This window comes from Bradyrhizobium sp. CB2312 (assembly GCF_029714425.1).
In the GTDB taxonomy this organism is placed as follows: Bacteria; Pseudomonadota; Alphaproteobacteria; order Rhizobiales; family Xanthobacteraceae; genus Bradyrhizobium.
Map to the genome: position 1 here is coordinate 5,134,913 of NZ_CP121668.1, position 25,104 is coordinate 5,160,016.

Consider the following 25,104-nt stretch of genomic DNA (forward strand, 5'->3'; position numbering starts at 1 on the left):
CTTCCGGCGCGCCCTGCCCTTGTGACGGCACGCCCCGATATCGGAACGCGTCAGCGATGCCGCAGCCGGCGGTTGACCCGGCGCGCGAGATAATCGCCTGCGCTCTGCACCAACTGCACCAGCGCGATCAGCACGACGACGACGGCGAGCATCATCTCCGGCATGAAGCGCTGGTAGCCGTAGCGGATGCCGAGATCGCCAAGTCCGCCGCCGCCGACCGCGCCGACCATGGCGGAGTAGCCGAGCAGGCTGACGACGGCGAGGGTCAGCGCCAGCAGCAGGCCCGGCAGCGCTTCGGGGATCAGCACCTTGAGCACGATCTGGATCGGCGAAGCGCCGAATGAGGATGCGGTCTCGATGAGGCCGCCATCGACCTCGCGGATCGCGCCTTCCACGAGGCGCGCGATGAAAGGTGCGGATGCGATGGTCAGCGGCACGATGGCCGCGGTCGAGCCGATCGAAGTGCCGGCGATGAGGCGCGTGAACGGGATGATGGCGACGACCAGGATGATGAAGGGGGTCGATCGCGTCGCGTTGACGATGATGCCGAGCACGCGGTTGATCAGGGGCGCGGCGAACAGCTCGCCTTTCCGGCTGGTCGCGAGAAACACGCCGAGCGGCAGGCCGAAGACGGTGCCGAGCAGCGCCGCGATGCCGACCATGTACAGGCTCTCGAAGGTGGCCTGGAGGATCAGGTTGAGGAGTTCAGGCGACATAGCCGAGACGCTCCGCTGCGAATTGATGTTGAGCCAGCCAGGCGAGCGTCCGCGCGACCGCGTCCTCGCCGCCGGGAATACCTAATGCCAGCGCGCCCACATGCTGGCCGCCGATCTCGTCGATGCGGGCCGACAGCAGCGCGAGGTCGAGACCGAGCTCGCGCGCAAGCCGCGCCACCAGCGTATCGCCGGCCCCTGCCCCGCGCACCTGGACGCGGATCACGGCCCACCCGCCGGCAGACGGCTCCGCCACGATCCGGCTCGCCAGCGAGACCGGCAGACTGTCGCCGATCACCTCGGCGAGGAAGGACTGCGTGATCGGATGTTTTGGACGGGTGAAGATGTCGGCGACGTGGCCGCTCTCGACGACGTGGCCGGCATCGAGCACCACGACCTCCTTGGCGAGCTGGCGCACCACCGACATTTCATGGGTGATCAGCACGATGGTCACCCCGAGCTCGCGGTTGATGTTCGCAAGCAGGTCGAGAATGGCGCGTGTGGTCTGTGGATCGAGCGCCGAGGTCGCCTCGTCCGACAAGAGCACGCTCGGGCGCGTTGCCAGCGCGCGGGCAATGCCGACGCGCTGCTTCTGGCCGCCGGAAAGCTCCGACGGATAGCGATCGTGCTTGTCGGCGATGCCGACGAGAGCGAGCAGCTCGGTGACGCGGGCCCTGATGTCGGCCTTGGCCCAGCCGGCGATCTCGAGCGGCAGCGCAATGTTGTCGGCTGCGGTGCGCGACGACAGCAGGTTGAAGTGCTGGAAGATCATGCCGATCGAGCGCTGCGCCAGCCGCAGCTCGCGCCCCGCCAGCGCCGAGATGTCCCTGTTGTCGACGATGACGCGGCCCGTGGTCGGCTTCTCCAGCCCGTTGATGAGCCGCACCAGGCTCGATTTGCCCGCACCAGAGCGGCCGATCACGCCGGTAATGGAGCCGCGCGGGATCGCGAAGTCGATGTCGCGCAGCGCGTTGACGCCGGGCTTACCGCGATAGGCCGGATAGGTCTTCGAGATGCCTTCGAAGCGGACCATTGCGTCCGGCGCGGCGGCGGATGAAATCGCTTCGGGCGGCGCGATCGGTCGTCCGACCGCAAGCGATTGGTGGGCATTCATGGAAGCGGCCTTCATGCACAATAATTCGCTTGCCCGCAGGCCGTTCAGACGTGCGGCAAGCCGGGTCGCAGCGAGCGACGAGAAATGGAACCGCGAGCCAGCGCTGGGATGGAACGCGCTGCACCGCAGCACGCACCATCGCCCGTTCGGCTCCTGCTTGCAATGTCAGATATTTGCGGGGAGTTAGAGGAAGTTTTCCAGAATCCTGCCCGGCGGAGAAAATTCATCTGCCGCGGCCGCCAGGCCGGCTCATCAGACCTGCAGCCACGGCAACACGATCAATAGGAGGCCCGCGAAATAGAGCAGCCCGAAGATCAGGCCAAAGCCCCAGAACTGGCCCTTCCCGATATAGCCGCTGCCGAAATACATCGGGGCCGGCCCCGTCGCGTAAGGCGAGATCACGCCCATCAGGCCGAGCGAATACATGCAGAGCATGGCGAGCGTCACGACCGGCAGGCCGGGAATGCCGGAGCCGACCGCGAGCACCACCGGCAGCACGGCGGCGGCATGCGAGGTGATGCTCGAGAAGAAATAGTGGATCCAGAAGAACAGCGCGACCAGGAGGATCATCGCGGTTGACGGCGACAGCCCGGCGAGCGGTTTTGCGTATTCGGTCGCGAACCATTTGATGAAGCCGATCTCGTTGAGGCCCGAGGCCAGCGTCAGGAGCGAGGTGAAATAGAAGAACACCTCCCAGGCGCTCTTCTCGCTGACGATGTCGGCAAACTCGATCACGCCCGTCACCAGCATCAGGGAGATCACGATGAACACGACGGTGGTGGCGTTGACGAAGTTCGAGCCGATCCCGGGAACGTGGATGTCGGGGCTCGAGCCCGCGATCCACAGGAACATCGCGAGCAGGATCAGCGCCAGCATGATCCATTCGTTGCGCGACATCGGTCCCATCTCGGCGAGCTCCTTCGCCGCCCATTCGGAGATCTCCGGGCTGCGCTTCACTTCGGGGCGACACACCACGTAGCTCAGCAGCGGCACCACGATCATCAGCAGGAGGCCGAGCGGCGCAAAGCCGATGAACCACTGCGCCCAGCTCACCTCGACGCCGGCGGTTTTCTTGGCGATGGCGAGCGCGGCGGCATTGGGCGCGAGTGCGGTGAAGAACAGCGAGCTGGTGATCGCGGTTGCCGCGAACGCGGTCCACATCACATAGGTGCCGATCTTTCCGGCGGTCGGCCCGGGCTCGGAGCCATAGATGCGCGGGATGTTGCTGATGATGGGATAGACGATGCCGCCGCTGCGCGCGGTGTTGGAGGGCGTCGCCGGCGCGAGCAGGAAGTCCGACATCGCGACCGCATAGCCGAGGCCGAGCGTGTTGCGGCCGAGCCGCTGCACCAGCACCAGCGCGATGCGGCGGCCGAGCTGGCTCTTGCGATAGCCGATCGAGAACACGAAGGCGCCGACGATCAGCCACACCGTGCTCTCGGCGAAGCCCGCCAGCATCCAGCGCAGCGACTTGCCCGGATCGGGATCGATATAGCCGGCAACGCCCGCCACCGTGAGGCCGATAAAGCCGACTGCGCCGACCGGCATCGATTCCAGGATGAGCCCGGTGATGACGGCGGCGAACACGGCGAAATAGTGCCACTGATTGGCGTTGAGCCCTGACGGCACCGGCCACAGATAGATCGCCAGCCACACCACGAGCGGCGCGACCAGCCTCCAGCGAAACCCTTTTGCTTCAGGCGCCTGCGAGCCAGCGGCCATGGGCCCTCCCCTCGATCATCGTTGCATGATGCGGACCGTTGGCCGGGCCGTCATTGTCCCCTCAAGGCCGTATACGGCAGACGCCGTGGGGCGACAATGGCCGTTTCCGGCTCTGCTCGCCGTCGCGCAAAGCGGCGTCACGAACACGTGGGCGGATTGCGCCGCAACGACGGCTCGACAGCCGGGGACCATTGCGCCTATCTTCGGCTCATGAGCCAAAATCACGACCACCATCATCACCACGATCACGATCATTCGGAGCTGTCCGAGACCGAGCTGCGCGTGCGCGCGCTCGAGACGATCCTGACCGAAAAGGGCTATGTCGAGCCCGCTGCGCTCGATGCCATCATCCAGGCCTATGAGACCAAGATCGGCCCGCATAATGGCGCGCGCGTCGTCGCCAAGGCCTGGACCGATCCGGCGTTCAAGCAGGCGCTGCTGGAGGACGGCAGCAAGGCGATCGGCACGCTCGGCCATGTCAGCCGCGTCGGCGATCATCTCGTCGTGGTCGAGAACACGCCCGCGCGCCACAACATGGTCGTGTGCACGCTGTGCTCCTGCTATCCCTGGGAAATGCTGGGGCTGCCGCCGGTCTGGTACAAGGCCGCGCCCTACCGCTCGCGTGCCGTGAAGGACCCGCGCGGCGTGCTCGCCGATTTCGGCGTCGGCCTGCCAAAGGACATGGAGATCCGTGTCTGGGACTCCACGGCCGAGACGCGCTTCCTGGTGCTGCCGATGCGGCCCGAGGGTACCGAGGGCTGGAGCGAGGAACAGCTCGCTGAGCTCGTGACCCGCGATTCCATGATCGGCACCGGCTTTCCGAGCAAGCCCGGAGCGCCGTCGTGAACGGCGTCCACGACATGGGCGGCATGGACGGCTTCGGCAAGGTCGAGCCCGAGCCGAACGAGCCGATGTTTCATGAGGAATGGGAGTCGCGCGTGTTGGCCATGGTGCGCGCGATGGGCGCAGCCGGTGCCTTCAACATCGACACCTCGCGCTTCTACCGCGAGACGCTGCCGCCGCATGTGTATCTGTCGAGCTCCTACTACAAGAAATGGTTTTTGGGCCTCGAGGAGATGCTGATCGAGAAGGGCTACCTCAGCCGTGAGGAGGTCGCTGCCGGTCACGCCATGCAGCCCGGAAAGGCGCTCAAGCACGGCAAGTTCGATCTCGCCAATGTCGAGCGCGTGATGGTGCGCGGCAAGTTCGCCCGCCCTGCTCCGGCGCCGGCGAAATTCAAGATCGGCGATCGCGTCCGCGCGAAGAACATCCATCCGACCACGCACACACGGCTGCCGCGCTATGTCCGCGGCCATGTCGGTGTCGTCGAGCTCAACCACGGCTGCCACGTGTTTCCGGACTCGGCGGCGATGGAGCTCGGCGAGAATCCGCAATGGCTCTACACCGTGGTGTTCGACGGCAACGATCTCTGGGGCGCAGACGGCGATCCGACGCTGAAGGTCTCGATCGACGCGTTCGAGCCCTATCTGGATCCGGCGTGATGAGCAGCACCGCTGCTGTCGCCGCGACGGCGGCAATCCCGAGCATCCCGCGCGATGACGACGGTCCGGTGTTCCGCGCACCCTGGGAGGCGCATGCCTTCGCGATGGCATTGACCCTCCACGAGCGCGGCGTGTTCACCTGGCCCGAATGGGCCGCAGCGCTCGCCGACGAGATCAAGCGCGCGCAGGCCGCTGGCGACCCTGACACGGGCGAGACCTACTATCTGCACTGGCTCGCCACACTGGAAGGCCTCGTCGCGCGCAAGGGCGTGGCGTCGATGGAGACGCTCCATCGCTATCGCGACGCCTGGGACCACGCGGCGGACCGCACGCCACACGGCAAGCCGATCGAGCTGCGGCCGGAGGATTTTGCGGGGTAGTTGCCTCACCCGTCATTGCGAGCGCAGCGAAGCAATCCAGAATCCCTCCGCGGCGGCAGTCTGGATTGCTTCGTCGCTTCGCTCCTCGCAATGACGGCGGAACTACCGCCCCGCCGCAAACTCCCGCCACCCCTTGGCCCGCAGGCTGCACGCCGGGCACTCGCCGCACCCAAAACCCCAATCATGCTGCGCGCCGCGTTCGCCGAGATAGCAGGTGTGGGACTGCTCGCGGATGAGGTCGACCAGCCCCTCGCCGCCGAGATCGTGCGCCAGCTTCCAGGTCGCGGCCTTGTCGATCCACATCAGCGGCGTGTGCAGCTCGAACTTGCGGGCCATGCCGAGTGAGAGCGCGGCCTGCATGGCGCGGATGGTGTCGTCGCGGCAATCGGGATAGCCGGAATAGTCGGTCTCGCACATGCCGCCGACGATGTCAGTGATGCCGCGCCGGTAGGCCAGCGCCGCGGCAAACGTCAGGAACACCAGATTGCGGCCGGGCACGAAGGTGTTGGGCAGGCCGTCGGCGCCCATCGCGATCGCGACGTCGCGCGTCAGCGCGGTCTCGGACACCGCCGCCAGGGTCGGGATCGATAGCGTATGGCTCTCGCCGAGCCTAGCGGCCCAGTCCGCGCGCAGGCCCTTGATGCCGTCGAGCAGACGGTCGCGGCAGGCAAGCTCAATGGCGTGGCGCTGGCCGTACTCGAAGCCGAGCGTCTCGACGCGCGCGAATCGGCTCAGCGCCCAGGCAAGGCACGTGGTGGAATCCTGGCCGCCGGAGAACAGCACGAGCGCGGTTTGTGATGAAAATGCGTCACTCATGGCCCGCGCTTTAGCATTGCGCGCGCGGCCCGCCAATCGGTGGAAATCGGCCCGTTCCGCCGCGCCGCGCTGGGAACGGCGGCCCGCTTTTGGCATAAGGCTTTGGACCCAGGAGACTGTCCCGCAATGACCCCTTCCCGCGACATTTCCCGCCTGATCGAGATCATGGCAGCGCTGCGCACGCCGGTGACCGGGTGGCCTTGGGACAACCAATATACATTTTTCGGGGACCTTTGATGGATACCACGGCCCCGGAAGAGCCGCGCACTACCGCTATTGGTCTGGTCACTGATGCAAAGGAAATGCTGATGGCGGCTGAGATCCTGAACGGGTCAGGAGTGTGGGAGGTGGAGCGGCCAACCTACTACCTGCTAGGGCACGCGACCGAGATTATCCTGAAGGCGTTCCTCCTTGCCGGTGGCGAGGAACTGGATCAGTTGAAGAATCTGTACGGCCACGACATCGCCAAGTCGGCCAAGAAAGTAGTCGAGGCGAAACACAACGCCATATCGTCGATCGTCGACGAGTACCTGCCGGATATCGAGCTACTGAATTTCTACTACAAAGCGAAGGAGCTTGAGTATCGCGTAACCGGAACGAAGTGGTCTCCGCAGAAGGAAAGGCTCATCGCCCTTCTACATGCCGTCATTCCGCTGATAGAGCCGGTTGCGTATCAGGCTTACCCCGCTCGCTGAGTAACAGCCGCAGCCGCATGATCTCGACGCAATGCAGTTCGTGCTCTGCGTGACTGCGGTGAACTAGAGGACCCCCCGTGAAACCCTCCCGCGATATCGCCCGCCTCATCGAGATCATGGCCGCTCTTCGAGCCCCAGGAACCGGCTGCCCCTGGGACCTCGAACAGGATTTTTCGACGATCGCGCCCTACACGATCGAGGAAGCCTATGAGGTGGTCGACGCCATCACCCGCGGCGACCTCGACGATCTCAGAGAGGAGCTCGGTGATCTCCTGCTCCAGGTCGTGTTCCACGCCCAGATGGCTTCAGAGCAGAACGCCTTTTCGTTCGGCGACGTCGTCGAAGCCATCACGCGAAAAATGATCCGCCGCCATCCGCATGTCTTCGCCGACAAGGACGGCAATCTCGCCCCACACCACGTCAAGGAAGTCTGGGACCGCATCAAGGGCGAGGAGAAAGCCGAGCGCGCCGCGCGCCGGCCGCCGGAAGACGTGCCGCCGCACAAATCGCTGCTGTCGGGCGTGAAGGCCGGCCAGCCGGCGCTGACCCGCGCGATGGAGCTTCAGCGCAAAGCCTCCACCGTCGGCTTCGACTGGAACGACCCGCGCGCGGTCTTGCAAAAGATCCGCGAGGAAGCCGACGAGATCGAAGCCGCGCTCGACCGCAACGAGAAGCAGGAGATGGCGGAGGAAACCGGCGACCTCATGTTCGCCCTCGTCAACCTCGCCCGCCATGTCGATGCCGATCCCGAGGCCGCGCTGCGCGCGACGAATGCGAAGTTCGAGCGTCGCTTTGCCTTCATTGAGCGAGCGCTGGAAGCGCAGGGACGCACGCTCGAACAGGCGTCGCTGGCCGAGATGGATGCGCTGTGGAATGCGGCGAAGGACGAGGAGAAACCGGCGTTAGAGGGGCGCAAGGAAGTCCGCCGTTGATTCCGCTGTCGTCCCTGCGAAGGCCAATTCGTAGGGTGGGCAAAGCGAAGCGTGCCCACGATATCGAATCCACGCGGAGGAAAGATGGTGGGCACGGCGCCCACGCGCCTTTGCCCACCCTACGAGGGCTGCGTTTGTCTGGGACGACTGCGGATTACGCCGACAGACGCGGCACGGCGTCGAACCGGTTCACCACGATATCGCGCTTGGTCTCGTCCACCCGTACGGTCATGTCGAAGCGGCCGTCATGCAGCTCCTTCGCCAGCACCTCGGAATTGCGGTGCAGCCACGAGATGCCCGCGCCGTCGGCGGCGTCGATGGAGAGATCTAGCGTGGTGCGCTTGGCGGCAAGGCGCTCTTCGATTGCGGCGAGCAATGCGTCGATGCCCTCGCCCGACACCGCGGAGACCAGCATCGCCGGATGATCCTCCGGCCTGCGCGCGGCGATGTTCAGAAGCTCCTCGCGCTGCTCGGGATCGTAACGGTCGATCTTGTTCCAGACCTCGATGATGCGGCCGGAGTCATCAGGGTTGATGCCGAGCTGGCGCAGCACGGCGTCGACGTCGCTCTGCTGCGCCTCGGCATCCTCGTGCGAGATGTCGCGCACATGCAGGATGACGTCGGCCTCCAGCACCTCCTCCAGCGTGGCGCGGAAGGCGGCGACGAGCTGGGTCGGCAAATTGGAGATGAAGCCGACGGTGTCGGACAGCATCGCCTTGCCGCCATGCGGCAGGTTGAGCGCGCGCAAGGTTGGATCGAGCGTGGCGAACAGCATGTCCGCGGCTTGCACGTCGGCGCGGGTCAGGCGGTTGAACAGCGTCGACTTGCCAGCATTGGTGTAGCCGACCAGGGCGACCACGCGGTACGGCACGCGCTGGCGGCCGGCGCGGTGCAGTCGCCGCGTGGCCTGTACCTTCTTCAGCTCGCTTTCGAGCTTGGTGATGCGCTCCTGGATCAGGCGGCGGTCGGCCTCGATCTGGGTCTCGCCGGGGCCGCCCATGAATCCGAAGCCGCCGCGCTGCCGCTCCAGATGGGTCCAGGACCGCACCAGGCGCGAGCGCTGGTAGTTGAGATGCGCCAGCTCGACCTGGAGCGCGCCCTCCTTGGTCTTGGCACGGCGGCCGAAGATTTCGAGGATGAGCCCGGTGCGGTCGAGCACCTTGGCGTGCAATTCCTTCTCGAGATTGCGCTGCTGGATCGGCGCCAATGCGCAATCCATCACCACGAGCTCGACGTCGAGGCTCTTGGCCAGCGCGGCGATCTCCTCGACCTTGCCCTTGCCGATATAGGTCGCGGGCCGGATCTGGCTGATCGGCGCGATGATGGCGTCGGCAATGACGAGGTCGATCGCGCGCGCGAGGCCCGCGGCTTCGTCGAGCCGGGCCTCGGCGTCACGCTGAACATGATTAGGAAGGACATGACCTTCCGATTGCGCGTCGGCACTTCCCGCGCGCGCTCGCAAGTAGGGGCCGATGACAAGCACCCGCCCCGTCTGCTTAGCCCCTGCCGACCGCGGACGGTCGGCATCCCCGTCGAAATTCCGGGGTTCCAATCAGATCACTCTCAAGCCGGCTGATCCTCGCCGCCTTCGAACAACTGAATCGGAGCGCCCGGCATGATGGTCGAGATCGCATGCTTGTAGACGAGCTGCGAATGACCGTCGCGCCGAAGCAGCAAACAGAAATTGTCGAACCAGGTCACGATGCCCTGGAGCTTCACTCCGTTGACCAGAAAGATCGTCAGTGGCGTCTTCGTTTTGCGAACGTGATTAAGGAAGGTGTCCTGTAGGTTTTGTGCGCGGTCTGCCGCCATTGTTTTTTTCTCGCTTTGAGTTTCTTTTTATTGCGCCGGTTGCGCCCCGCTTTTCAAAATATGGGGTCTCATCCGGTTGCCGCTCCTCATGAGATCCCCCTCGGAGGAACAGCGGTTCGATTAGAGGGCAGGACGGGTTATTAGGCAAGCCGCTTCACGCGGCAGACCCCGTCCGTTTTCTCCGAAAAACTACGGAAATAGATGATTTTCCTCGCTAATCTCTAAGGTGTGGCCGCAACGTCGCGCCACCAGAGCCATTACCGACGGAAACTGAAGGGAGGCTCTGGATTCCTGCTTTTGACGCGCCCTCTGTATGCTGACCAGTATCCCGCATCGTCAGCCGACGCCGAGCGCCTTCAACTTCCGGTGCAAGGCCGACCGTTCCATGCCAACGAACTCGGCCGTACGAGAAATATTTCCTGAAAAACGGCTGATCTGTGCAATCAAATAGTCGCGCTCGAACACTTCGCGCGCCTCGCGCAGCGGCAGGCCCATGATGTGCTCGCCATTGTTGCTGGTCGGCATCGCCGGTACCATGGAGCCGACGTCCTGCGGCAGCATGTCGGCGGTGATGATCACCTCAGGGCCGCCCGCGGCCAGAATCATGACCCTCTCAACGTTGTTGCGGAGCTGGCGCACATTGCCGGGCCAGACATGCGATTGCAGCACCGCCATCGCGTCCTGTCCGATCTGCCGCTTGGGCAGGCCGCTGCCGGCCGAGATCTGCTCCATGAAATAGTCGATCAACTCCGGGATGTCCTCGCGCCGCTCCGACAGCGCGGGCACGCGGATCGGCACCACCGAGAGGCGATGATAGAGGTCCTCGCGGAAATGGCCGGCCGCGATCTCCTCCTCGAGATTGCGTGCGGTCGAGGAGATGATGCGCACGTCGACCTGCACCTTGGCGGTGCCGCCGACGCGCTGGAACGACTGCTCGACCAGGACGCGAAGGATCTTGTTCTGGGTCTCGCGCGGCATGTCCGCGATCTCGTCGATGAACAGCGTGCCGCCATGGGCCTCTTCGAGTGCGCCGGGCTTGCGCGGCTGCTCGCCATTGGACTGCTCGACGCCGAACAATTCGTGCTCCATGCGCTCGGGCGTGATCGCGGCGGCGTTGATGACGACGAAGGGACCATCGGCGCGGCCCGAGGCGGTGTGCAGCGTGCGCGCGGTCAGTTCCTTGCCGGCGCCGGCGGGTCCGACGATCAGGATGCGGCTGTTGGCCTTGGCCGCGCGCTCGATGGTCTGGCGCAGCTGGTTCATGCTCGGCGAGCGGCCGACGAGCTGGCTTGCGCTCGGCGCCAGCTGCTTCAGCTCCTTGACCTCGCGCTTGAGCCGCGAATTCTCCAGCGCACGGGTTGCGACCAGGATCAGCCGGTCGGCCTTGAAAGGCTTCTCGATGAAATCGTACGCGCCGCGCTTGATCGCGGCAACCGCGGTCTCGATGTTGCCGTGGCCGGAGATCATCACGACCGGCAGATCGGCGTTGTCCTTCTTGACCTGCTCCAGCAGCTGCAAGCCGTCGAGCTTGGAGCCCTGGAGCCAGATGTCGAGGAACACCAGGTGCGGCCTGCGGTTGGCGATCTCGGCGAGCGCCGTATCGCTGTCGCGCGCGGTCCTTGTGACGAACCCCTCGTCTTCGAGAATGCCCGCAACGAGATCCCGAATATCGGCCTCATCATCGACAATCAGAATTTCACTAGCCATGGGTCGCGCCTGTCTTCTCAGCTGCCTGTTGAGGCTTCGATTTTCGTTGAATCATTGGTCTTTTCTGCCGGCTCTTTGGTTTGGGCCGACGGTCGTTTTGTTTCTTGCGCCTGGTCCTTGACAGCGGCGCTGGCCGGCTCACTGGCAACGTCCTTGCCCGCCGGTGCCGCTTCGGCTGCTTCGGACTTCGCGGGCTGGCCGGAGATCGCAAAGCGCAGGCGCATCCACGCGCCACGCTGGCCCTCGCGGAAGTCGGACGCGTCCTTCAATTCGATGCGCCCGCCATGGTCCTCCAGCACGCGTCCGACGATGGCAAGGCCAAGGCCGGTGCCTTTGGCGCGCGTGGTCACGTAGGGTTCAAGCAGTCGCGAGCGCGCGACCTTGGGCAGGCCGATGCCGTTGTCGATGACGTCGATCAGCACGTCCGCGCCCTCGCGCGAGACCACGACGTCGATACGACCCTTTCCGCCGTCCTTGCCGAGCTCCTCCGGCGGGACCTGCTCGATCGCCTCGGTGGCGTTCTTGACGATGTTGGTGACCGCCTGCGAGATCAGCCGCCGGTCGAACTGGGCGCGCAGCGGGTCTTCCTTGAACTCGGCCTCGATATCGAGCTCGGGATGGGCGACCTTCATCAGGAACACCGCCTGCCGCACGGTGTCGGCGACGTCCTCGCCTTCCATCACCGGTTTCGGCATCCGCGCGAAGCGCGAGAACTCGTCGACCATGCGCCTGATGTCATCGACCTGGCGCACGATGGTGTCGGTGCACTGGTCGAAGATCTGCTTGTCCTTGTCTTCGGTGATGGTCTTGCCGAACTTGCGGCGGATGCGCTCGGCCGACAGCTGAATCGGCGTCAGCGGGTTCTTGATCTCGTGGGCGATGCGGCGCGCCACGTCGCCCCAGGCCGAGGTGCGCTGCGCCGAGACCAGCTCGGTGATGTCGTCGAGCGTGATGATGTAGCTGTCGTGCGGCTGGTTCTTCTCGGCGCTGACGCGGACCGAGAGATTGCGCTCGGTGCCGTCGCGGGTGATCGTGATCTGGCCCTGCACCAGGCGCTGGGTCCCTTCCCGCGCCGTCTTCATCATCTCGTCGAGCTCGGGCAGCACGTCGGAGAGCGGATGGCCGAGCGTCTCCGCTTCGGAGTGCCCGATCAGCTTCTCAGCGGAGCGGTTGAGGATGCCGACGCTGCCGGAGGTATCGACGCCAATGATGCCGGCGCTCGCCGAGGACAGCACGGCCTCGATGAAGCGGCGGCGGCTGTCGATGAGGTCGCTGGCGTTGACGAGCTCGTCGCGCTGGCTGCGCAACTCCTGCGTCATCTTGTTGAAGGTCTCCCCGAGCTGCGCGAGGTCGCCCTCCGACTGGTGCACCGGCACCTGGACATGCAGGTCGCCGGTCGAGACCGTGTGGGCCGCGTTCATCAGCCGCCGGATCGGCGAGACCAGCGAGTTGGCGAAGTTGAGGCCGATCAGCACCGAGGCCATCAGAATCGTCAGCGCGATCACCGCGAACATCAGCGCAAAGGCGACCTGGATGCCGAGCCGCCGCGACTCGATCTGGGCGTATTCGGCGACGCTGACCTCGGTCTGCTTGAGCTGGGCCACCACATTGGGATCAAGCGGCCGCGCGACGTAGAGGAAGGTGTCGTTGAAGGCGCGCAGGCGGATCACCGCCGCGACGAAGCTCGCATCCGGCAGCACCGCAATCTCGGGCTCGGATTCGTTGACATTGCTGAGGAAGTCCGGGGCCGGCGGCGAATAAGCCAGCCGCATGCCGGTGTCGGCGGATTCCAGGATGTTGGTGTTCTTGTCGATGATCATCGCGCCCGGCAGATTGCGGGAGCCGGCACTCGCGGTCAGCAGCTCGCGGAACGAGCGGCGATCCTGGTCATAGAGCGGCCGCGCATGGGCGATGTCGTTGGCCATGCCGATAATGTCGCCGCGGATCAGTTGCGCGTGGTCCTGCATGTAGGCCCGCGCGATCGTCAGCGAATTCTGGATCACCTCCTTGGTCGGGCCGGAGAAGAGCCGGTCGAGGCCGCGCTCGATGGTGACATTGGCGACGACGGCGACCAGCACCGCCGGCAGCACCGCCACGATCGAGAACAGGCTGACGATCTGGACATGGAGGCGTGCCGCCGCCCGTCCGCGCCGTCGCGCCAGGATCAACTGCCAGAGTTCCCGGACGATGATGCCGACCAGGAACAGGATGGTGGCGGCATTGATCAGGTAGAATGAGCGAACCACCTCCGGCGTCGGCTCGATCTGAGTGAGGCCGGTCAGGACCAGGAAGGTCAGCAGGGCCGACAGCAGCGCCATGGCCACGGCCAGCGGGGCCAGCCAGCGCCGCACCGACCAACGCCGCGGCTCTTCCGGTGGGGCCGTGTCGAAGTGTGCGGCCGAGGTCTCTGCGCTGATCATTCCGGCAATGGTGCTGAAAACGGGGTCCGCGGCGGGGCGGATACTGATGTATTCGTACCACATTGTTGCCGAATTGCGACAATTCCGCGGCGTCTCAGCCGTGGCGGGCCGGCGCATCCACAGGCCTGTGCTAAAGCGCGATGGCATGAAGGTGAATTACCATCGCGCTTTAGGCTATTGTTTGAGCATGATCTTTTCGGAAAACCGCTACGCACTTTTCCGGATCATGCTCGAGCTGGCCGGAACGGATTGCCGCCTTCCGGCTTGACCGGCATGGATAGGTTCTTTCTCGCAATCATGGTGTCGGCCGTTCTGCTGCTGATCGTGGCCGCCGATTTGCTGGTCAATGGCCCGGCCAGGCAGGACCACACGGCGGAGATGGCCAATATGCAGCCGGTCGTCGCGCGCCTGATCAGATAGCGGCGACAACTGCGCTCAGCGGCCGCATAACTATTCGAACGTTCCTGCGGAACATTCCGGCCCGATCCGGACTTCTGCTCACCGCGCCAGCCACAACGGCCAGCGCGATCCGGACAGGCTCAGCTCCGCTGTGGTAGGGGGAGCTGAGCCACCGTCGGTCTCGGATGGATCGACCAATCACGATCAGTCTCGCGGGCCAAGCTCCCGCCTCATGCCTTAGCCATTGTTTCCTATCCAGAACATGGGTAACGGCGGAACCGCGAGATCGCGATGCGATCCGAGTTGTTTTCGCGATGCGAGTGGAACGGATGTATTTGCGAATGGACTTATGACTATTCCGAGTATTCGACAAATGCGCTGGGCCGTCTCCTCCGACCAGTAATCTCCGTGGTCGAATGCATCCATTCGGATTGAATGTGTCCAAGGGCGCGATTGAGGGTTTCCGCGAAGCCCAATCGCTTCGGGGAATAATCCGTCAAATCCGAGAGTCTGGCCGGCCCCAAATGCAAATGACAGAACTCTGTCATCCTTACTGTGGAGTGCCGCTAAGACGTCCGGTTCATCCGCCCCAGCCTCCAACTTCCCGTCGGCGCCCACATATTCGCAAGGGACGGCAGCTGCCATCAGAATAACAGTGAGCTTCTTCAGACCTTGTGGCCGCCCTTCTGCCGCCATGTGTTGAAGCATTTCCAAGGTCAATCGGCACCCGAGCGAATGGGCAATGATGATCAACTCTTCGGTCGCCGTATCGAGGCAGTATATATTCTTGATTATCCGCAAGAATGGTTTTGATGACTCCTCAGCATTTCCGATTATCTGCGGATAAGCCAGCAGCCGCACTATCGGCGTGATCCAGTTGCCTGCCCATCTGCAAGTGAATATCCCTGAGGCGAGCGACGGTGCGTAGCTGCTTAGGGCGACCTTTAACTCACCGAGCGACTTCAACGCTTCTTTTTCACTCACATTGTAGCCGTGAACAAGAATGACGGTGCGAAACCGCGAAACCAGAAAATTCTCTAAGGTGACCTGTGCCGCCTCTGCGACTATTCGCCCCGTGCTCAATGTTATGTCGCACCGCTTCCTAGCCATGAGGCTTACTTCGACGCGAAAACGCGATCCAGCCAAGTGAACGCCACGGAGCCGAACACCGCAGATCCTAGCGCGAACACGCCTCCCACAAATGCTGCCAGCAAAATCACGAAGACGTGCTGGAGTAACGTCCAAGCTATGGCGAAAAATCCTCCCGCATATATGAAAAATGGCAAATTGAACGCAGATACGACCAGCGTAGGCACGTACACCGCCGACCATGCAAACAGTACAACTGGAAATGTTGCATCACTGATGCTTCTCCCGAGCTTCGCTTGGATGCCATCGATTTCGCGCAATGCCAAATCTAGCCCTGTGCGACGGTCCGTTGGGCGTTCGAAGCTTTGCCGCTCAAAGAACACATCCGGTCTTCGAGCGATTGGAAGGAGCTGGAGCACATCTGTGAGCGGAGTAAAGAAACTCCGCCCGTCCTCTTCCGATAGCGCCTCTCTCGACATCGCTTCATTTTGGACAACTGCCATGAACTGCCCACAGATCTGTCGGTAGTGCAGCCAGTACAAGCTATCGCCCGTCATTTGGGCTAGAACCGGCGCAAGCGCGACGCCAGACGAAGCTAGACTCTGAATATAGTCAGCTACATGCTCCGCCTCGCGACCGTGTCGTATTCTGAGGACCTCCGCGATCACGTCGCGGCTGGCGCTCCTGAGAATGTTAAAGTGCTCGGCAAGAGCGTCCTTCTGAATTTTGGCGCGATAGCCAAGTTCCAGAGCTCCGAGCGTCATAAGCGCCGACAAGAGCCCTCCCAGAAGCACAGCCAGAAAAATTCCGCCAGTGACTAAGACGGCGAAGAAGATCAGCTTTAACAAGCTTGAATCAAAGTCGGGCACAACTCAATCTCCGTTGGGCATTTCCCGTACCGGAGGCACGTCAGATCGATTGCAGTCCCGATCCAACGACAAAATGGATTCAAATTGGTCAGTAAAAAAATCGACCGCGGGATAACTTCAATAGACTTAACTTAAAATTGAATCCTGTCAACGCCTCGCTGTGACGGTGGCCGCTGTCATCGCGCTCGCGAGCACATGCCGAACGCCCGGAATGTCGTCATTCCAGGGCCGATCCTTTCGAATCGACCCCTGAAATGAACGACCAAGCGAGACTAGCCCCCGCTGCGGTAGACCTGGATATCGAGGTCCCGGATCTTCTTGCGCAGCGTGTTGCGGTTGAGGCCGAGCAGGTCCGCGGCGCGGATCTGGTTGCCGCGGGTCGCCGCGAGCGCGGCCGTGAGCAGCGGGACCTCGATCTCCTTGAGGATGCGGTGATACAGGCCGGGCGGCGGCATGCCGTTCGGAAAGCCCTGGAAGTGCGAGGAGAGATACGCCTCTACCGCGCCGCCGAGATTGTCGACGCCCTGCTGGACCGCAGCCCCCGGACTGACCGACGGCGGGGCCAGCTCGCCGTCGATGACGGAGGCGGTGATCACGTCCTGCGGATAGAGCGCGGCGAGGCGCCGGGCGAGGTTTTCGAGCTCACGCACGTTGCCGGGCCAGCGGTGCTGCTTCATCCGTTCCAGCGCCAGGGCATCCAGCTTCTTCGGCGGCAGGCCGTCCTTTTCGGCCAGCGTGAAGAAGTGCCGCACCAGATCCGGCAGGTCCTCGATGCGCTCGCGCAAGGGCGGCAGACGCAGCGGCACGACGTTGAGGCGGAAGAACAGATCTTCGCGGAACAGGCCCTGCTGGATCAGGACGCGTAGATCCTTGTTCGAGGCCGCGACGATGCGCACGTCGGTCTTGATCGGGGTGCGGCCGCCTACGGTGGTGTATTCACCCTGCTGGAGCACGCGCAGCAATCGCGTCTGCGCCTCCATCGGCATGTCGCCGATCTCGTCCAGGAACAGCGTGCCGCCCTCGGCCTGCTCGAACCGGCCGGAGGCGCGGGTATTGGCACCGGTGAAGGCGCCACGCTCATGGCCGAACAGCTCGGATTCGATGAGGTCGCGCGGGATTGCGGCCATGTTGACGGCGACGAACGGGCCGTTGCGGCGCTTGCCGTAGTCGTGCAGCGCGCGCGCCACCAGCTCCTTGCCGGTGCCGGACTCGCCCGTGATCATCACGGTGAGGTCGGTCTGCATCAGCCGCGCCAGCACGCGGTAGATTTCCTGCATCGCCGGCGAGCGGCCGACTAGCGGGATCGCCTCCATCTCGGCGTCCTCGTCCGGCGTCGAGACCCGTTCCTTCGGCTCGGCCAGCGCACGGCCGACGATGGCGATCAGCTCCTTCAGGTCGAAAGGCTTTGGCAGATATTCGTAGGCGCCGCGCTCGGAGGCGCGGATCGCGGTCATGAAGGTGTTTTGCGCGCTCATGACGATGACGGGCAGGTTCGGCCGCATCTTCTTGATCCGCGGCAACAGGTCGAAGGCGTTTTCGTCCGGCATCACCACGTCGGTGATGACGAGATCGCCCTCCCCCTGACTGACCCAGCGCCATAGCGTGGCGGCGTTGCCAGTGAGCCTGACTTCATAGCCGGCGCGGGAAAGTGCCTGATTGAGAACCGTGCGGATGGCGGTGTCGTCATCAGCAACGAGAATGCTACCTGCGGGCATTGTTAATCCTCATTTTGCCCCCTGTGACGCAGACGACGACTTCCCGGCAGAGCCGTCGCGACTGCTGTGATCGGCATGTTTCACCGATGTGGAATACATCGGCATCAGCACGCGGAAGGTGGTTTTGCGCGGCTGAGATTCGCATTCGATGATGCCCCCGTGATCGCCGACGATCTTGGCAACCAGTGCAAGACCCAGGCCCGAGCCGGTCTGCTTGGTGGTCACGAAGGGGTCGAACAGGTTGGGCAGAAGATCGTCCGGCACGCCTGGTCCATTGTCCCTCACGCAGAATTCGAGCGGCAGGGATACCCGGGATTTTTGACCGGGGACTGACAGGCGCACGCCGGGGCGGAATGCGGTGGTGAGCTGGATCTCGGCGTCGGGCACGTCGATCAGGGCTTCGGCGGCGTTCTTCACCAGGTTGAGGAACACCTGGATCAGCTGGTCCTGGTTCGCCAGCACCGGCGGCAGCGAGGGATCGTAATCCTCGATGAAGCGGATGTTGCGGGCAAAGCCCGACTGAGCCAGCCGCTTCACGTGGTCGAGCACGGAATGGATGTTGACGGGCCCGCGCACCACAGGGCGCTCGTCGCCGAACACCTCCATGCGGTCGACCAGCGTCACGATGCGGTCGGCTTCGTCGCAGATCAGCCGCGTCAACATGCGGTCCTCGGACGAGGCCTGCTGCTCCAGCAGCTGCGCCGCGCCGCGGATGCCCGAGAGCGGATTCTTGATCTCGTGCGCGAGCATGGCTGCTAGCGCTATCACCGAGCGCGCGGCGCTGCGGTGGGTGAGCTGGCGATCCATCTTGTCGGCGATGGTGCGCTCCTGGAGCATCACCACGATATGGCCGGGCCGCTCCGTCAGCGGGGCGACATGCAGATCGACCTGGCGGTCGCCGCCGCCCATGCGTGGCGTGCCGAGATCGACCTTGTATTCGTTGACCGGCGAGTTCGAGGAGCGCACCTGGTCGATCAGCGCCAGCAAGGGGCTGCCGAACGGCACCAGCTCTTTCAGCGACTGCCGCCTCAGGAACTGCGTCGAGATCTCGAAGAAGGCCTCGGTCGCGATATTAGCGCCGACGATCTTGCCGTCCGGCCCGATCAGCAGCACGGGGTTGGGCAAGGCATCGAGGATCGCGTCGCTGTCGGACGGCGGCCGGCGATGTTCAGCGGCTGAGCTCATGCAGCAGCGCTCCATGCGAAGTCGTCGAAGGCGTCCTGCAGCGACTGGTGGACAAGGCGCGGATCCTCGGAGGTGAGGATTGTCTGGCGCCAGGCCTTCAGTTTCTCCGCCGGCGCGCGGCTCGCTTGCGCTGCGACATCGAGCGCCCAGCCAAGATGTTTGCGCGCGTGCCTGAGGCCGATGCGCAGACCGTATAGCGCGCAGACGCCTTCATAGAGGCTGCGGACGTAATGCAGCTGTGTTGCGAGCGACGGCGTGGCTTCGGCCGGGCCGCCCTTCAGGCGGCGGCCGATCTGGCCCGGCAACCAGGGCTGTCCTTGCGCGCCACGGCCGATCATCACGGCATCGGCGCCGGAGGCATCGAGCGCGGCCAGCGCTGTCTCGTAGGTCGTGATGTCGCCATTGACGACGAGCGGAATGGAGATGGCCTCGCGCACGGCGCGGACCGCATCCCAATCCGCCTCGCCCTTGTAGAACTGGCAGCGGGTGCGGCCATGCACGGTGACGAGCTTGACGCCGGCGGCCTCCGCGCGGCGCGCCAGCTCAGGCGCGTTGCGGGTGCGGTCGTCCCAGCCGAGCCGCATCTTCAGCGTCACCGGCACCTTCACCGCGGCGATGGTCGCCTCGATCAGGCTGACGGCATGGTCGAGGTCGCGCATCAGGGCCGAGCCGGACTGGCCGCCGGTGACGTGACGGGCCGGGCAGCCCATGTTGATGTCGATGATGTCGGCGCCTTCGGCTTCGGCAATGCGCGCGCCTTCCGCCATCCAATGCGCCTCGCAGCCGGCGAGCTGGACCACATGCGGGCCGATTCCGGTCGCTTCGCAGCGCAAACGGGACATCCGGTGGCCGTTCGCGAGCTCATCGCTGGCCGTCATTTCTGAGACGACGAGCCCTGCCCCCAGCTCGGCGGCCAGCTTGCGGACGGGCGAGTCGGTTACCCCCGACATCGGTGCCAGGAAGACCGGGGTGGCGACATCGATTTCGCCTATTTTCAACGGCTTAGAGCCTGATACTGCCGAGCCGGTCACTGGGGTCTCGTTGACTTGACAGGGCCTCATCGCACCTGCCACGACCTATCTTGCGCACAATTCTTGTGCAGTCAAGCGTCATGCCTACAGTTTAGACAGTTCTGCAAATCTTTCAAGTGCAGTGCAGCAAAATGCTGTTTCCCACAATCCGGGGAAACCCCCTTTTATTGCGGGCCTGCCGTGCTAGAGGCATTCCAACAATCACCCTTCCCGACTCCATTCATTAGCAACTGAGTATTTGAGTCCTATGGCGAAATCACAGCGCACCGCAGTCGTCCTCGTCGCGGCCGGACGCGGCCTGCGCGCAGGCGCCGGCGGGCCGAAGCAGTATCGGACGATCGGCGGCGTGCCGGTGATTCATCGCGCCATGGAAGCCTTCAGCCGCCACCCCGATGTGTTCGTGGTGCAGCCCGTCGTGAACCCCGATGACAGCGCCATGTTCACGGCAGCGGTCGCAGGTCTCAAGCATGAGGCGCCGACCAATGGCGGCGCGACGCGGCAGGCCTCGGTGCTCGCAGGTCTCGAAGCGCTGGCGAAGCACGAGCCTGACATCGTCCTGATCCACGACGCCGCGCGGCCCTTCGTCTCGGCAGGCGTGATCTCGCGCGCGATCGAAGCGGCGAGCCGCACCGGCGCTGCGATCCCCGTCGTTCCCGTCACCGACACCATCAAGCTCACCGGCGCGAGCGGCGATGTCGAGGACACGCCGGACCGCTCAGCCTTGCGAATCGCGCAGACGCCGCAATCCTTTCGTTTCGATGTCATCCTCGAAGCGCATCGTCGCGCGGCAAAGGACGGACGCAGCGATTTCACCGACGATGCCGCGATTGCCGAATGGGCGGGATTGACGGTTGCAACCTTTGAAGGCGATGTTGCCAATATGAAGCTCACCACTCCCGAGGATTTCGTGCGCGAGGAAGCGCGCCTGGCCAGCCTGCTCGGCGACATCAGGACCGGCACGGGCTACGACGTGCATGCCTTCGGCGAAGGCGACCACGTCATGCTCTGCGGCGTGCGCGTGCCGCACAGCAAGGGCTTCCTGGCGCATTCCGACGGCGATGTCGGCCTGCATGCGCTGGTGGATGCCATCCTCGGCGCGCTCGCCGACGGCGACATCGGCTCGCACTTTCCGCCGAGCGATGCGAAGTGGAAGGGCGCCTCCTCCGACCAGTTCCTGAAATACGCCATCGAGCGCGTTACGGCGCGCGGCGGCCGCGTCGCCAATCTTGAGGTCACCATGATCTGCGAGCGACCGAAGATCGGTCCGCTTCGCGACACCATGCGCGCGCGCATCGCGGAGATCTCGGGCGTCGACATCTCACGCGTCGCGGTGAAGGCGACCACCAGCGAGCGGCTCGGCTTCACCGGCCGTGAGGAAGGCATCGCGGCCACCGCGAGCGCCACCATCCGCCTGCCCTGGAGCATCTAGGCCATGGCCGGCAGCGACGCACGCGCCCTCTCCCGCTCGCTGCTCGACCTCTGCCGGATGCGCAAGCTGACGATCGCGACCGCCGAATCCTGCACCGGCGGCCTCGTCGCCGGCGCGCTGACCGACATTCCCGGCTCCTCGGATGTGATCGACCGCGGCTTCGTCACCTATTCCAACGACGCCAAGCGCGCGATGCTGGGTGTGGAAGCCGGCACGCTGACGAATTTCGGTGCCGTCAGCAAGGAGACCGCGACCGCGATGGCGGTCGGTGCACTGGAGCGCGCCGACGTCGATCTCGCGGTCGCCATCACCGGCATTGCCGGCCCGGGCGGCGCCACGCCCGGCAAGCCGGTCGGCCTCGTGCACTTTGCCGCCGCCGCTCGTGACGGCCGCATCATCCACCGCGAGCATCGTTTCGGCGCGATCGGCCGTAGCGCTGTGCGGCAGCGCTCGGTGGTCGAGGCGCTACGCATGCTGATGGATCTCGCTCGCGGCCCGCAGGTCCAGGCCAAGCCGCAACGCGCCGCCGCAAGCCGCCTGCGGCCGCGTGTGACCCGCTCGCCGCGACGCCATGCCGTGAAGCGCAGGTCGCCACGGTCACCGAGAGGCTGAAGCACCTCACGCCGCAAGCGGCGCGCTCGCATGATCGAGCACGCACTGCTTGACCGCGTCGGCCTCCGACGGTTTCGCCCTCGCGCTGACCGTCAATTCCAGGATCGGCGCCGCGGGATTGGCCACATCGAGGACCTTGGTGACGGAGACGGCAGGCGCGGCCTGATCGTCGATGCGCGAGTCGTTGCGCAGTTCCTGCAGAATCCGATCCGCCAGGATTGCGCGGAGCCTGTCATCGGGCGGCGCGCTGCGCCGGCCCGTTGGCTCCATCCGGGCTACGAGGCTGCCCGCGACCGGCGCTCAGTCCGATGAATGACGGGGAGTTTCTGCTCGATCGCTTTCGCCAGCACCGTCCCTGTGGTCCGGCCGAGCTCCTTGGCGATCACGGTGATCGGCTTGGTGCCTGCGAGTGTCTTCAGCCTGCTAAGATCCTGCTCACTCCACGATTGCTTCCAGCGTGCCATGTCCCTCGGTCCAACTACAAAAGCCCCCGCGCCTATCTCGCATTCTGGTTGAGTCTATTGAGGAGTGCTGCTGAATCAGGTGTGCCGCGGACAGCAAGGGGTGTTCCGTCAGCTCGAAGCGTTTTGGCACAAACTGCACTTGTCGCCCCTCGGGGGCGGAGTTTGAGTCATGGGTTGCGTGCCGGACCGAAGCGCCTCGGGCGGCACAAGCACTTGTGTTGCCCGGCCGGCAAGACAGACCAGCGCCGGGTCAATTGCCGCGGGAAAATATTCCGCTTTACCGAACTTCGGAATTGTCGCGTCTTCCACCTGCCGCATCCCTGTCGGAGAGGTGTATCGCGATCGTCACGGCGTTATGTCCGGTTTTCAAAAAGCACGCAAACTTTGTTGAATTCGATCGGGATCGCGCGTGGGAACGACGCGACCAAACGTCACCACTCGCGTCCGATCTTGCGCCGGAAAATATTGGCGCAATAATGCCGTTCTACGTTGTGTTCCGGAATCAACCGGACCAGCATTATGGAGGGCGACGAAAGTGTTCGCTCGCGCCGCGGCCTCGGCCGCCGTGATCATCACCTTGGTCGCCATTGATGGTGCGGCCGCACAATCGACCAACCAGCCGCCGGATACCATGGCGGCGCGGGTGGAGGCGTGCACACCCTGCCACGGCAACAAGGGCGAAGGCACCAGCGACGTCTATTTCCCGCGCCTTGCCGGCAAGCCCGCCGGCTATCTCTACAATCAGCTGCTCGCTTTCCGTAGCGGCCGGCGCAAATACCCGCCGATGAACTATCTGCTGGAGTTTCTGCCCGATCCTTATCTCGAAGCGATGGCTGAATATTTTGCCGGCGAGCATCCGCCGCTGCCGCAGCCCGTGCCGAGCGAGGTCAGCAAGGACGTGCTGGCGCAGGGCGAGCTGCTGGCCACCAGCGGAGATGCCGGTCGCAACATACCGGCGTGCGTGAGCTGTCACGGCCCGGGCCTCACCGGCATGCAGCCTGGCATCCCCGGCCTGCTCGGCCTGCGCGCCGCCTATGTCAGCGCGCAGCTCGGCGCCTGGCGCTACGGCACGCGCACGGCGAAGTCCCCCGACTGCATGCAGATCGTCGCCGGACACCTGACGGAAGCAGATGTTACCGCCGTCGCAGCCTGGCTCGCGACGCGGCCGGCACCCGCCAACCCGGCTCCCGTGCCGAAAGGCACCTACGCGCTGCCGTTCGGCTGCGGCAGCCAGCCCAACTGACGAGGCGGATGATGGGCTCGAAACTGTCGATCGCATTCCTCGCCCTCGCCGCGCTCACGACAGTCGCGCAGGCGCAGGACAAGAGCACCGACATCATTGCGCGCGGCGAATACCTCGCCCGTGCCGGCGATTGCACCGCCTGCCACACCGCGCCTGAGGGACAGCTGTTCGCCGGCGGCCGCGCCATGCCGACGCCGTTCGGCACGCTCTACACCTCCAACATCACGCCGGACCCCGATACCGGGATCGGCAAATGGAGCGCCGACGATTTCTACAAGACCATGCACAGCGGCCGCTTCCCGGACGGCGGGCTGATCTATCCGGCGATGCCGTTCGCGTCCTACACCAAGGTCACGCGCGCCGACAGCGATGCGATCTTCGCTTACCTTCGCTCGATCCCGCCGGTGAACCAGAGGAACCGGCAGCACGAGCTGCGCTTCCCCTACGACAACCGCCAGCTCATCCTCGGCTGGCGTACGCTGTTTTTCCGCGAAGGCGAGTTCAAGCCCGATCCGACCAAATCGGCGGAATGGAATCGCGGCGCTTATCTCGTCGAGGGCCTCGGCCATTGCAGCATGTGCCATTCGCCGATCAACGCGCTCGGCGGCACCTCGCAATCGGACGCCTTCAAGGGCGGCCTGATCCCGATGCAGAACTGGTACGCGCCCTCGCTCACGTCCAACCGCGAAGCGGGGCTCGGCGACTGGAGCATCAAGGACATCACCGACCTGCTCCAGACCGGCGTCTCCGCGCGCGGCGTGGTCTACGGGCCGATGGCCGAGGTCGTGCACAACAGCCTGCAATATCTGAGCGACGAGGATACCAGGGCGATGGCGGTCTACCTCAAGGGCATCGCGGAAGGCTCCTCGTCGCCGCCGGCAAGCTCGGCGCTGCCGACGACCGAGAGCAGCCTGCTGATCAGCCTCGGCAAGACCGTCTACGACAAGAACTGCGCGAGCTGTCACGGCACGCAAGGTGAAGGCAAGCCGCCGCACTGGCCGCCGCTCGCCAACAACCAGTCGATCGAGATGCAGTCGGCGGTCAACCCGATCCGCATGGTGCTCAATGGCGGCTATCCGCCGGGCACCAAGGGCAACCCGATGCCGTACGGCATGCCGCCCTTCGCGGGGCTCCTCTCCGACAACGAGGTGGCCGCCGTCGTCTCCTACATCCGCACCGCATGGGGCAATCGCGGCACGCCGGTCTCGGCGCGCGACGCCAACGAGCTGCGCTCCGCGCCGCTGAACTGAGATCC

At 64.5% G+C, this 25,104-nt stretch carries 26 protein-coding genes; 11 read left to right on the forward strand and 15 right to left on the reverse strand.

From position 1 onward, the window contains the following. Positions 1-50: 50 nt before the first annotated feature. The 3 genes from QA642_RS25220 to QA642_RS25230 form a co-directional block, all read right to left on the reverse strand. Positions 51-716, reverse strand: a complete 666-nt coding sequence (locus QA642_RS25220; RefSeq protein WP_283079259.1) for a methionine ABC transporter permease — start codon at positions 714-716, stop codon at positions 51-53. Continuing rightward, positions 706-1,842 carry a methionine ABC transporter ATP-binding protein gene (locus tag QA642_RS25225; RefSeq protein WP_283079260.1) on the reverse strand — a complete coding sequence of 379 codons (1,137 nt, stop codon included), beginning with the start codon at positions 1,840-1,842 and terminating at the stop codon, positions 706-708. The genes QA642_RS25220 and QA642_RS25225 overlap by 11 nt, the downstream gene beginning before the upstream one ends. A gap of 237 nt (positions 1,843-2,079) precedes the next feature. Beyond that, a complete protein-coding gene (locus tag QA642_RS25230; protein ID WP_283079261.1) occupies positions 2,080-3,549 on the reverse strand; it encodes a DASS family sodium-coupled anion symporter in 1,470 nt (489 codons plus the stop codon). Positions 3,550-3,759: 210 nt separating this feature from the next. Between QA642_RS25230 and nthA the strand changes: the two genes are divergently transcribed. Genes nthA through QA642_RS25245 form a run of 3 tightly spaced genes read left to right on the forward strand, consistent with a single transcriptional unit; the run spans position 3,760 to position 5,431 of the window. Then, on the forward strand, positions 3,760-4,395 hold the full coding sequence (gene nthA, locus QA642_RS25235; RefSeq protein WP_283079262.1) for a nitrile hydratase subunit alpha: 636 nt from the start codon (positions 3,760-3,762) through the stop codon (positions 4,393-4,395). Continuing rightward, a complete protein-coding gene (gene nthB / locus QA642_RS25240; protein ID WP_283079263.1) occupies positions 4,392-5,051 on the forward strand; it encodes a nitrile hydratase subunit beta in 660 nt (219 codons plus the stop codon). The genes nthA and nthB overlap by 4 nt, the downstream gene beginning before the upstream one ends. Continuing rightward, positions 5,051-5,431: a nitrile hydratase accessory protein gene (locus QA642_RS25245; RefSeq protein WP_283079264.1), complete on the forward strand. Its 381-nt coding sequence runs from the start codon at positions 5,051-5,053 to the stop codon at positions 5,429-5,431. The genes nthB and QA642_RS25245 overlap by 1 nt, the downstream gene beginning before the upstream one ends. Before the next feature lie 102 nt (positions 5,432-5,533). Here QA642_RS25245 and queC read toward each other — a convergent pair whose 3' ends face one another. Next, positions 5,534-6,247, reverse strand: a complete 714-nt coding sequence (gene queC / locus QA642_RS25250; RefSeq protein ID WP_283079265.1) for a 7-cyano-7-deazaguanine synthase QueC — start codon at positions 6,245-6,247, stop codon at positions 5,534-5,536. Positions 6,248-6,483: 236 nt separating this feature from the next. On the opposite strand from queC, the gene QA642_RS25255 reads away from it, so the two are divergent. Together QA642_RS25255 and mazG are read left to right on the forward strand one after the other, a co-directional pair. Next, entirely contained in the window at positions 6,484-6,942 is a 459-nt protein-coding gene (locus QA642_RS25255) for a hypothetical protein (RefSeq protein WP_283079266.1), read from the forward strand. Between the two features lie 77 nt (positions 6,943-7,019). Continuing rightward, entirely contained in the window at positions 7,020-7,874 is an 855-nt protein-coding gene (gene mazG / locus QA642_RS25260; protein ID WP_283079267.1) for a nucleoside triphosphate pyrophosphohydrolase, read from the forward strand. 154 nt (positions 7,875-8,028) lie between these two features. Here the strand turns inward: mazG and hflX are convergent, their stop codons facing one another. From hflX to QA642_RS25280, 4 genes are all read right to left on the reverse strand, one after another. After that, positions 8,029-9,426, reverse strand: a complete 1,398-nt coding sequence (gene hflX / locus QA642_RS25265) for a GTPase HflX (RefSeq protein ID WP_283079268.1) — start codon at positions 9,424-9,426, stop codon at positions 8,029-8,031. A gap of 11 nt (positions 9,427-9,437) precedes the next feature. Continuing rightward, a complete protein-coding gene (gene hfq, locus QA642_RS25270) occupies positions 9,438-9,686 on the reverse strand; it encodes an RNA chaperone Hfq (RefSeq protein WP_007591126.1) in 249 nt (82 codons plus the stop codon). Positions 9,687-10,022: 336 nt separating this feature from the next. Next, complete coding sequence (locus QA642_RS25275; RefSeq protein ID WP_027558046.1) at positions 10,023-11,393, reverse strand: sigma-54 dependent transcriptional regulator; 1,371 nt, start codon at positions 11,391-11,393, stop codon at positions 10,023-10,025. A gap of 17 nt (positions 11,394-11,410) precedes the next feature. Next, positions 11,411-13,813 carry a PAS domain-containing sensor histidine kinase gene (locus tag QA642_RS25280; protein WP_283079269.1) on the reverse strand — a complete coding sequence of 801 codons (2,403 nt, stop codon included), beginning with the start codon at positions 13,811-13,813 and terminating at the stop codon, positions 11,411-11,413. On the opposite strand from QA642_RS25280, the gene QA642_RS25285 reads away from it, so the two are divergent. Both QA642_RS25285 and QA642_RS25290 read left to right on the forward strand, forming a co-directional pair. Continuing rightward, positions 13,710-14,081, forward strand: coding sequence for a hypothetical protein (locus QA642_RS25285; protein WP_283087149.1), 372 nt, complete (start codon positions 13,710-13,712; stop codon positions 14,079-14,081). The genes QA642_RS25280 and QA642_RS25285 overlap by 104 nt on opposite strands. Positions 14,082-14,086: 5 nt before the next feature. After that, positions 14,087-14,233 (forward strand): hypothetical protein, encoded by a 147-nt coding sequence (locus tag QA642_RS25290; protein WP_283079270.1) that lies wholly within the window; start codon positions 14,087-14,089, stop codon positions 14,231-14,233. A gap of 216 nt (positions 14,234-14,449) precedes the next feature. On the opposite strand, the gene QA642_RS25295 is transcribed toward QA642_RS25290, so the two are convergent. From QA642_RS25295 to dusB, 5 genes are all read right to left on the reverse strand, one after another. Further along, positions 14,450-15,295, reverse strand: a complete 846-nt coding sequence (locus QA642_RS25295; RefSeq protein WP_283079271.1) for an alpha/beta hydrolase — start codon at positions 15,293-15,295, stop codon at positions 14,450-14,452. A gap of 32 nt (positions 15,296-15,327) precedes the next feature. Continuing rightward, positions 15,328-16,170 carry a hypothetical protein gene (locus tag QA642_RS25300; RefSeq protein ID WP_283079272.1) on the reverse strand — a complete coding sequence of 281 codons (843 nt, stop codon included), beginning with the start codon at positions 16,168-16,170 and terminating at the stop codon, positions 15,328-15,330. A gap of 272 nt (positions 16,171-16,442) precedes the next feature. Continuing rightward, the gene (ntrC, locus tag QA642_RS25305) at positions 16,443-17,885 is read right to left on the reverse strand and encodes a nitrogen regulation protein NR(I) (protein ID WP_283079273.1); all 1,443 of its coding nucleotides are present in this window, start codon (positions 17,883-17,885) and stop codon (positions 16,443-16,445) included. A gap of 9 nt (positions 17,886-17,894) precedes the next feature. Further along, positions 17,895-19,070 (reverse strand): nitrogen regulation protein NR(II), encoded by a 1,176-nt coding sequence (locus QA642_RS25310; RefSeq protein ID WP_283079274.1) that lies wholly within the window; start codon positions 19,068-19,070, stop codon positions 17,895-17,897. Then, positions 19,067-20,068 carry a tRNA dihydrouridine synthase DusB gene (gene dusB / locus QA642_RS25315; protein WP_283086972.1) on the reverse strand — a complete coding sequence of 334 codons (1,002 nt, stop codon included), beginning with the start codon at positions 20,066-20,068 and terminating at the stop codon, positions 19,067-19,069. The genes QA642_RS25310 and dusB overlap by 4 nt, the downstream gene beginning before the upstream one ends. Positions 20,069-20,348: 280 nt before the next feature. Between dusB and QA642_RS25320 the strand changes: the two genes are divergently transcribed. Further along, positions 20,349-21,530, forward strand: a complete 1,182-nt coding sequence (locus QA642_RS25320) for a bifunctional 2-C-methyl-D-erythritol 4-phosphate cytidylyltransferase/2-C-methyl-D-erythritol 2,4-cyclodiphosphate synthase (protein WP_283079275.1) — start codon at positions 20,349-20,351, stop codon at positions 21,528-21,530. A 3-nt stretch (positions 21,531-21,533) separates the two neighbouring features. Beyond that, positions 21,534-22,142, forward strand: coding sequence for a CinA family protein (locus tag QA642_RS25325; RefSeq protein WP_283079276.1), 609 nt, complete (start codon positions 21,534-21,536; stop codon positions 22,140-22,142). A gap of 6 nt (positions 22,143-22,148) precedes the next feature. Here the strand turns inward: QA642_RS25325 and QA642_RS25330 are convergent, their stop codons facing one another. Beyond that, positions 22,149-22,412, reverse strand: a complete 264-nt coding sequence (locus QA642_RS25330; RefSeq protein WP_283079277.1) for a hypothetical protein — start codon at positions 22,410-22,412, stop codon at positions 22,149-22,151. Positions 22,413-22,417: 5 nt separating this feature from the next. Continuing rightward, on the reverse strand, positions 22,418-22,606 hold the full coding sequence (locus QA642_RS25335; protein WP_283079278.1) for a hypothetical protein: 189 nt from the start codon (positions 22,604-22,606) through the stop codon (positions 22,418-22,420). 535 nt (positions 22,607-23,141) lie between these two features. Between QA642_RS25335 and QA642_RS25340 the strand changes: the two genes are divergently transcribed. Both QA642_RS25340 and QA642_RS25345 read left to right on the forward strand, forming a co-directional pair. Further along, complete coding sequence (locus QA642_RS25340; protein WP_283079279.1) at positions 23,142-23,849, forward strand: c-type cytochrome; 708 nt, start codon at positions 23,142-23,144, stop codon at positions 23,847-23,849. Positions 23,850-23,860: 11 nt separating this feature from the next. Beyond that, positions 23,861-25,099, forward strand: a complete 1,239-nt coding sequence (locus QA642_RS25345) for a cytochrome c (RefSeq protein WP_283086973.1) — start codon at positions 23,861-23,863, stop codon at positions 25,097-25,099. Positions 25,100-25,104 lie beyond the last annotated feature (5 nt).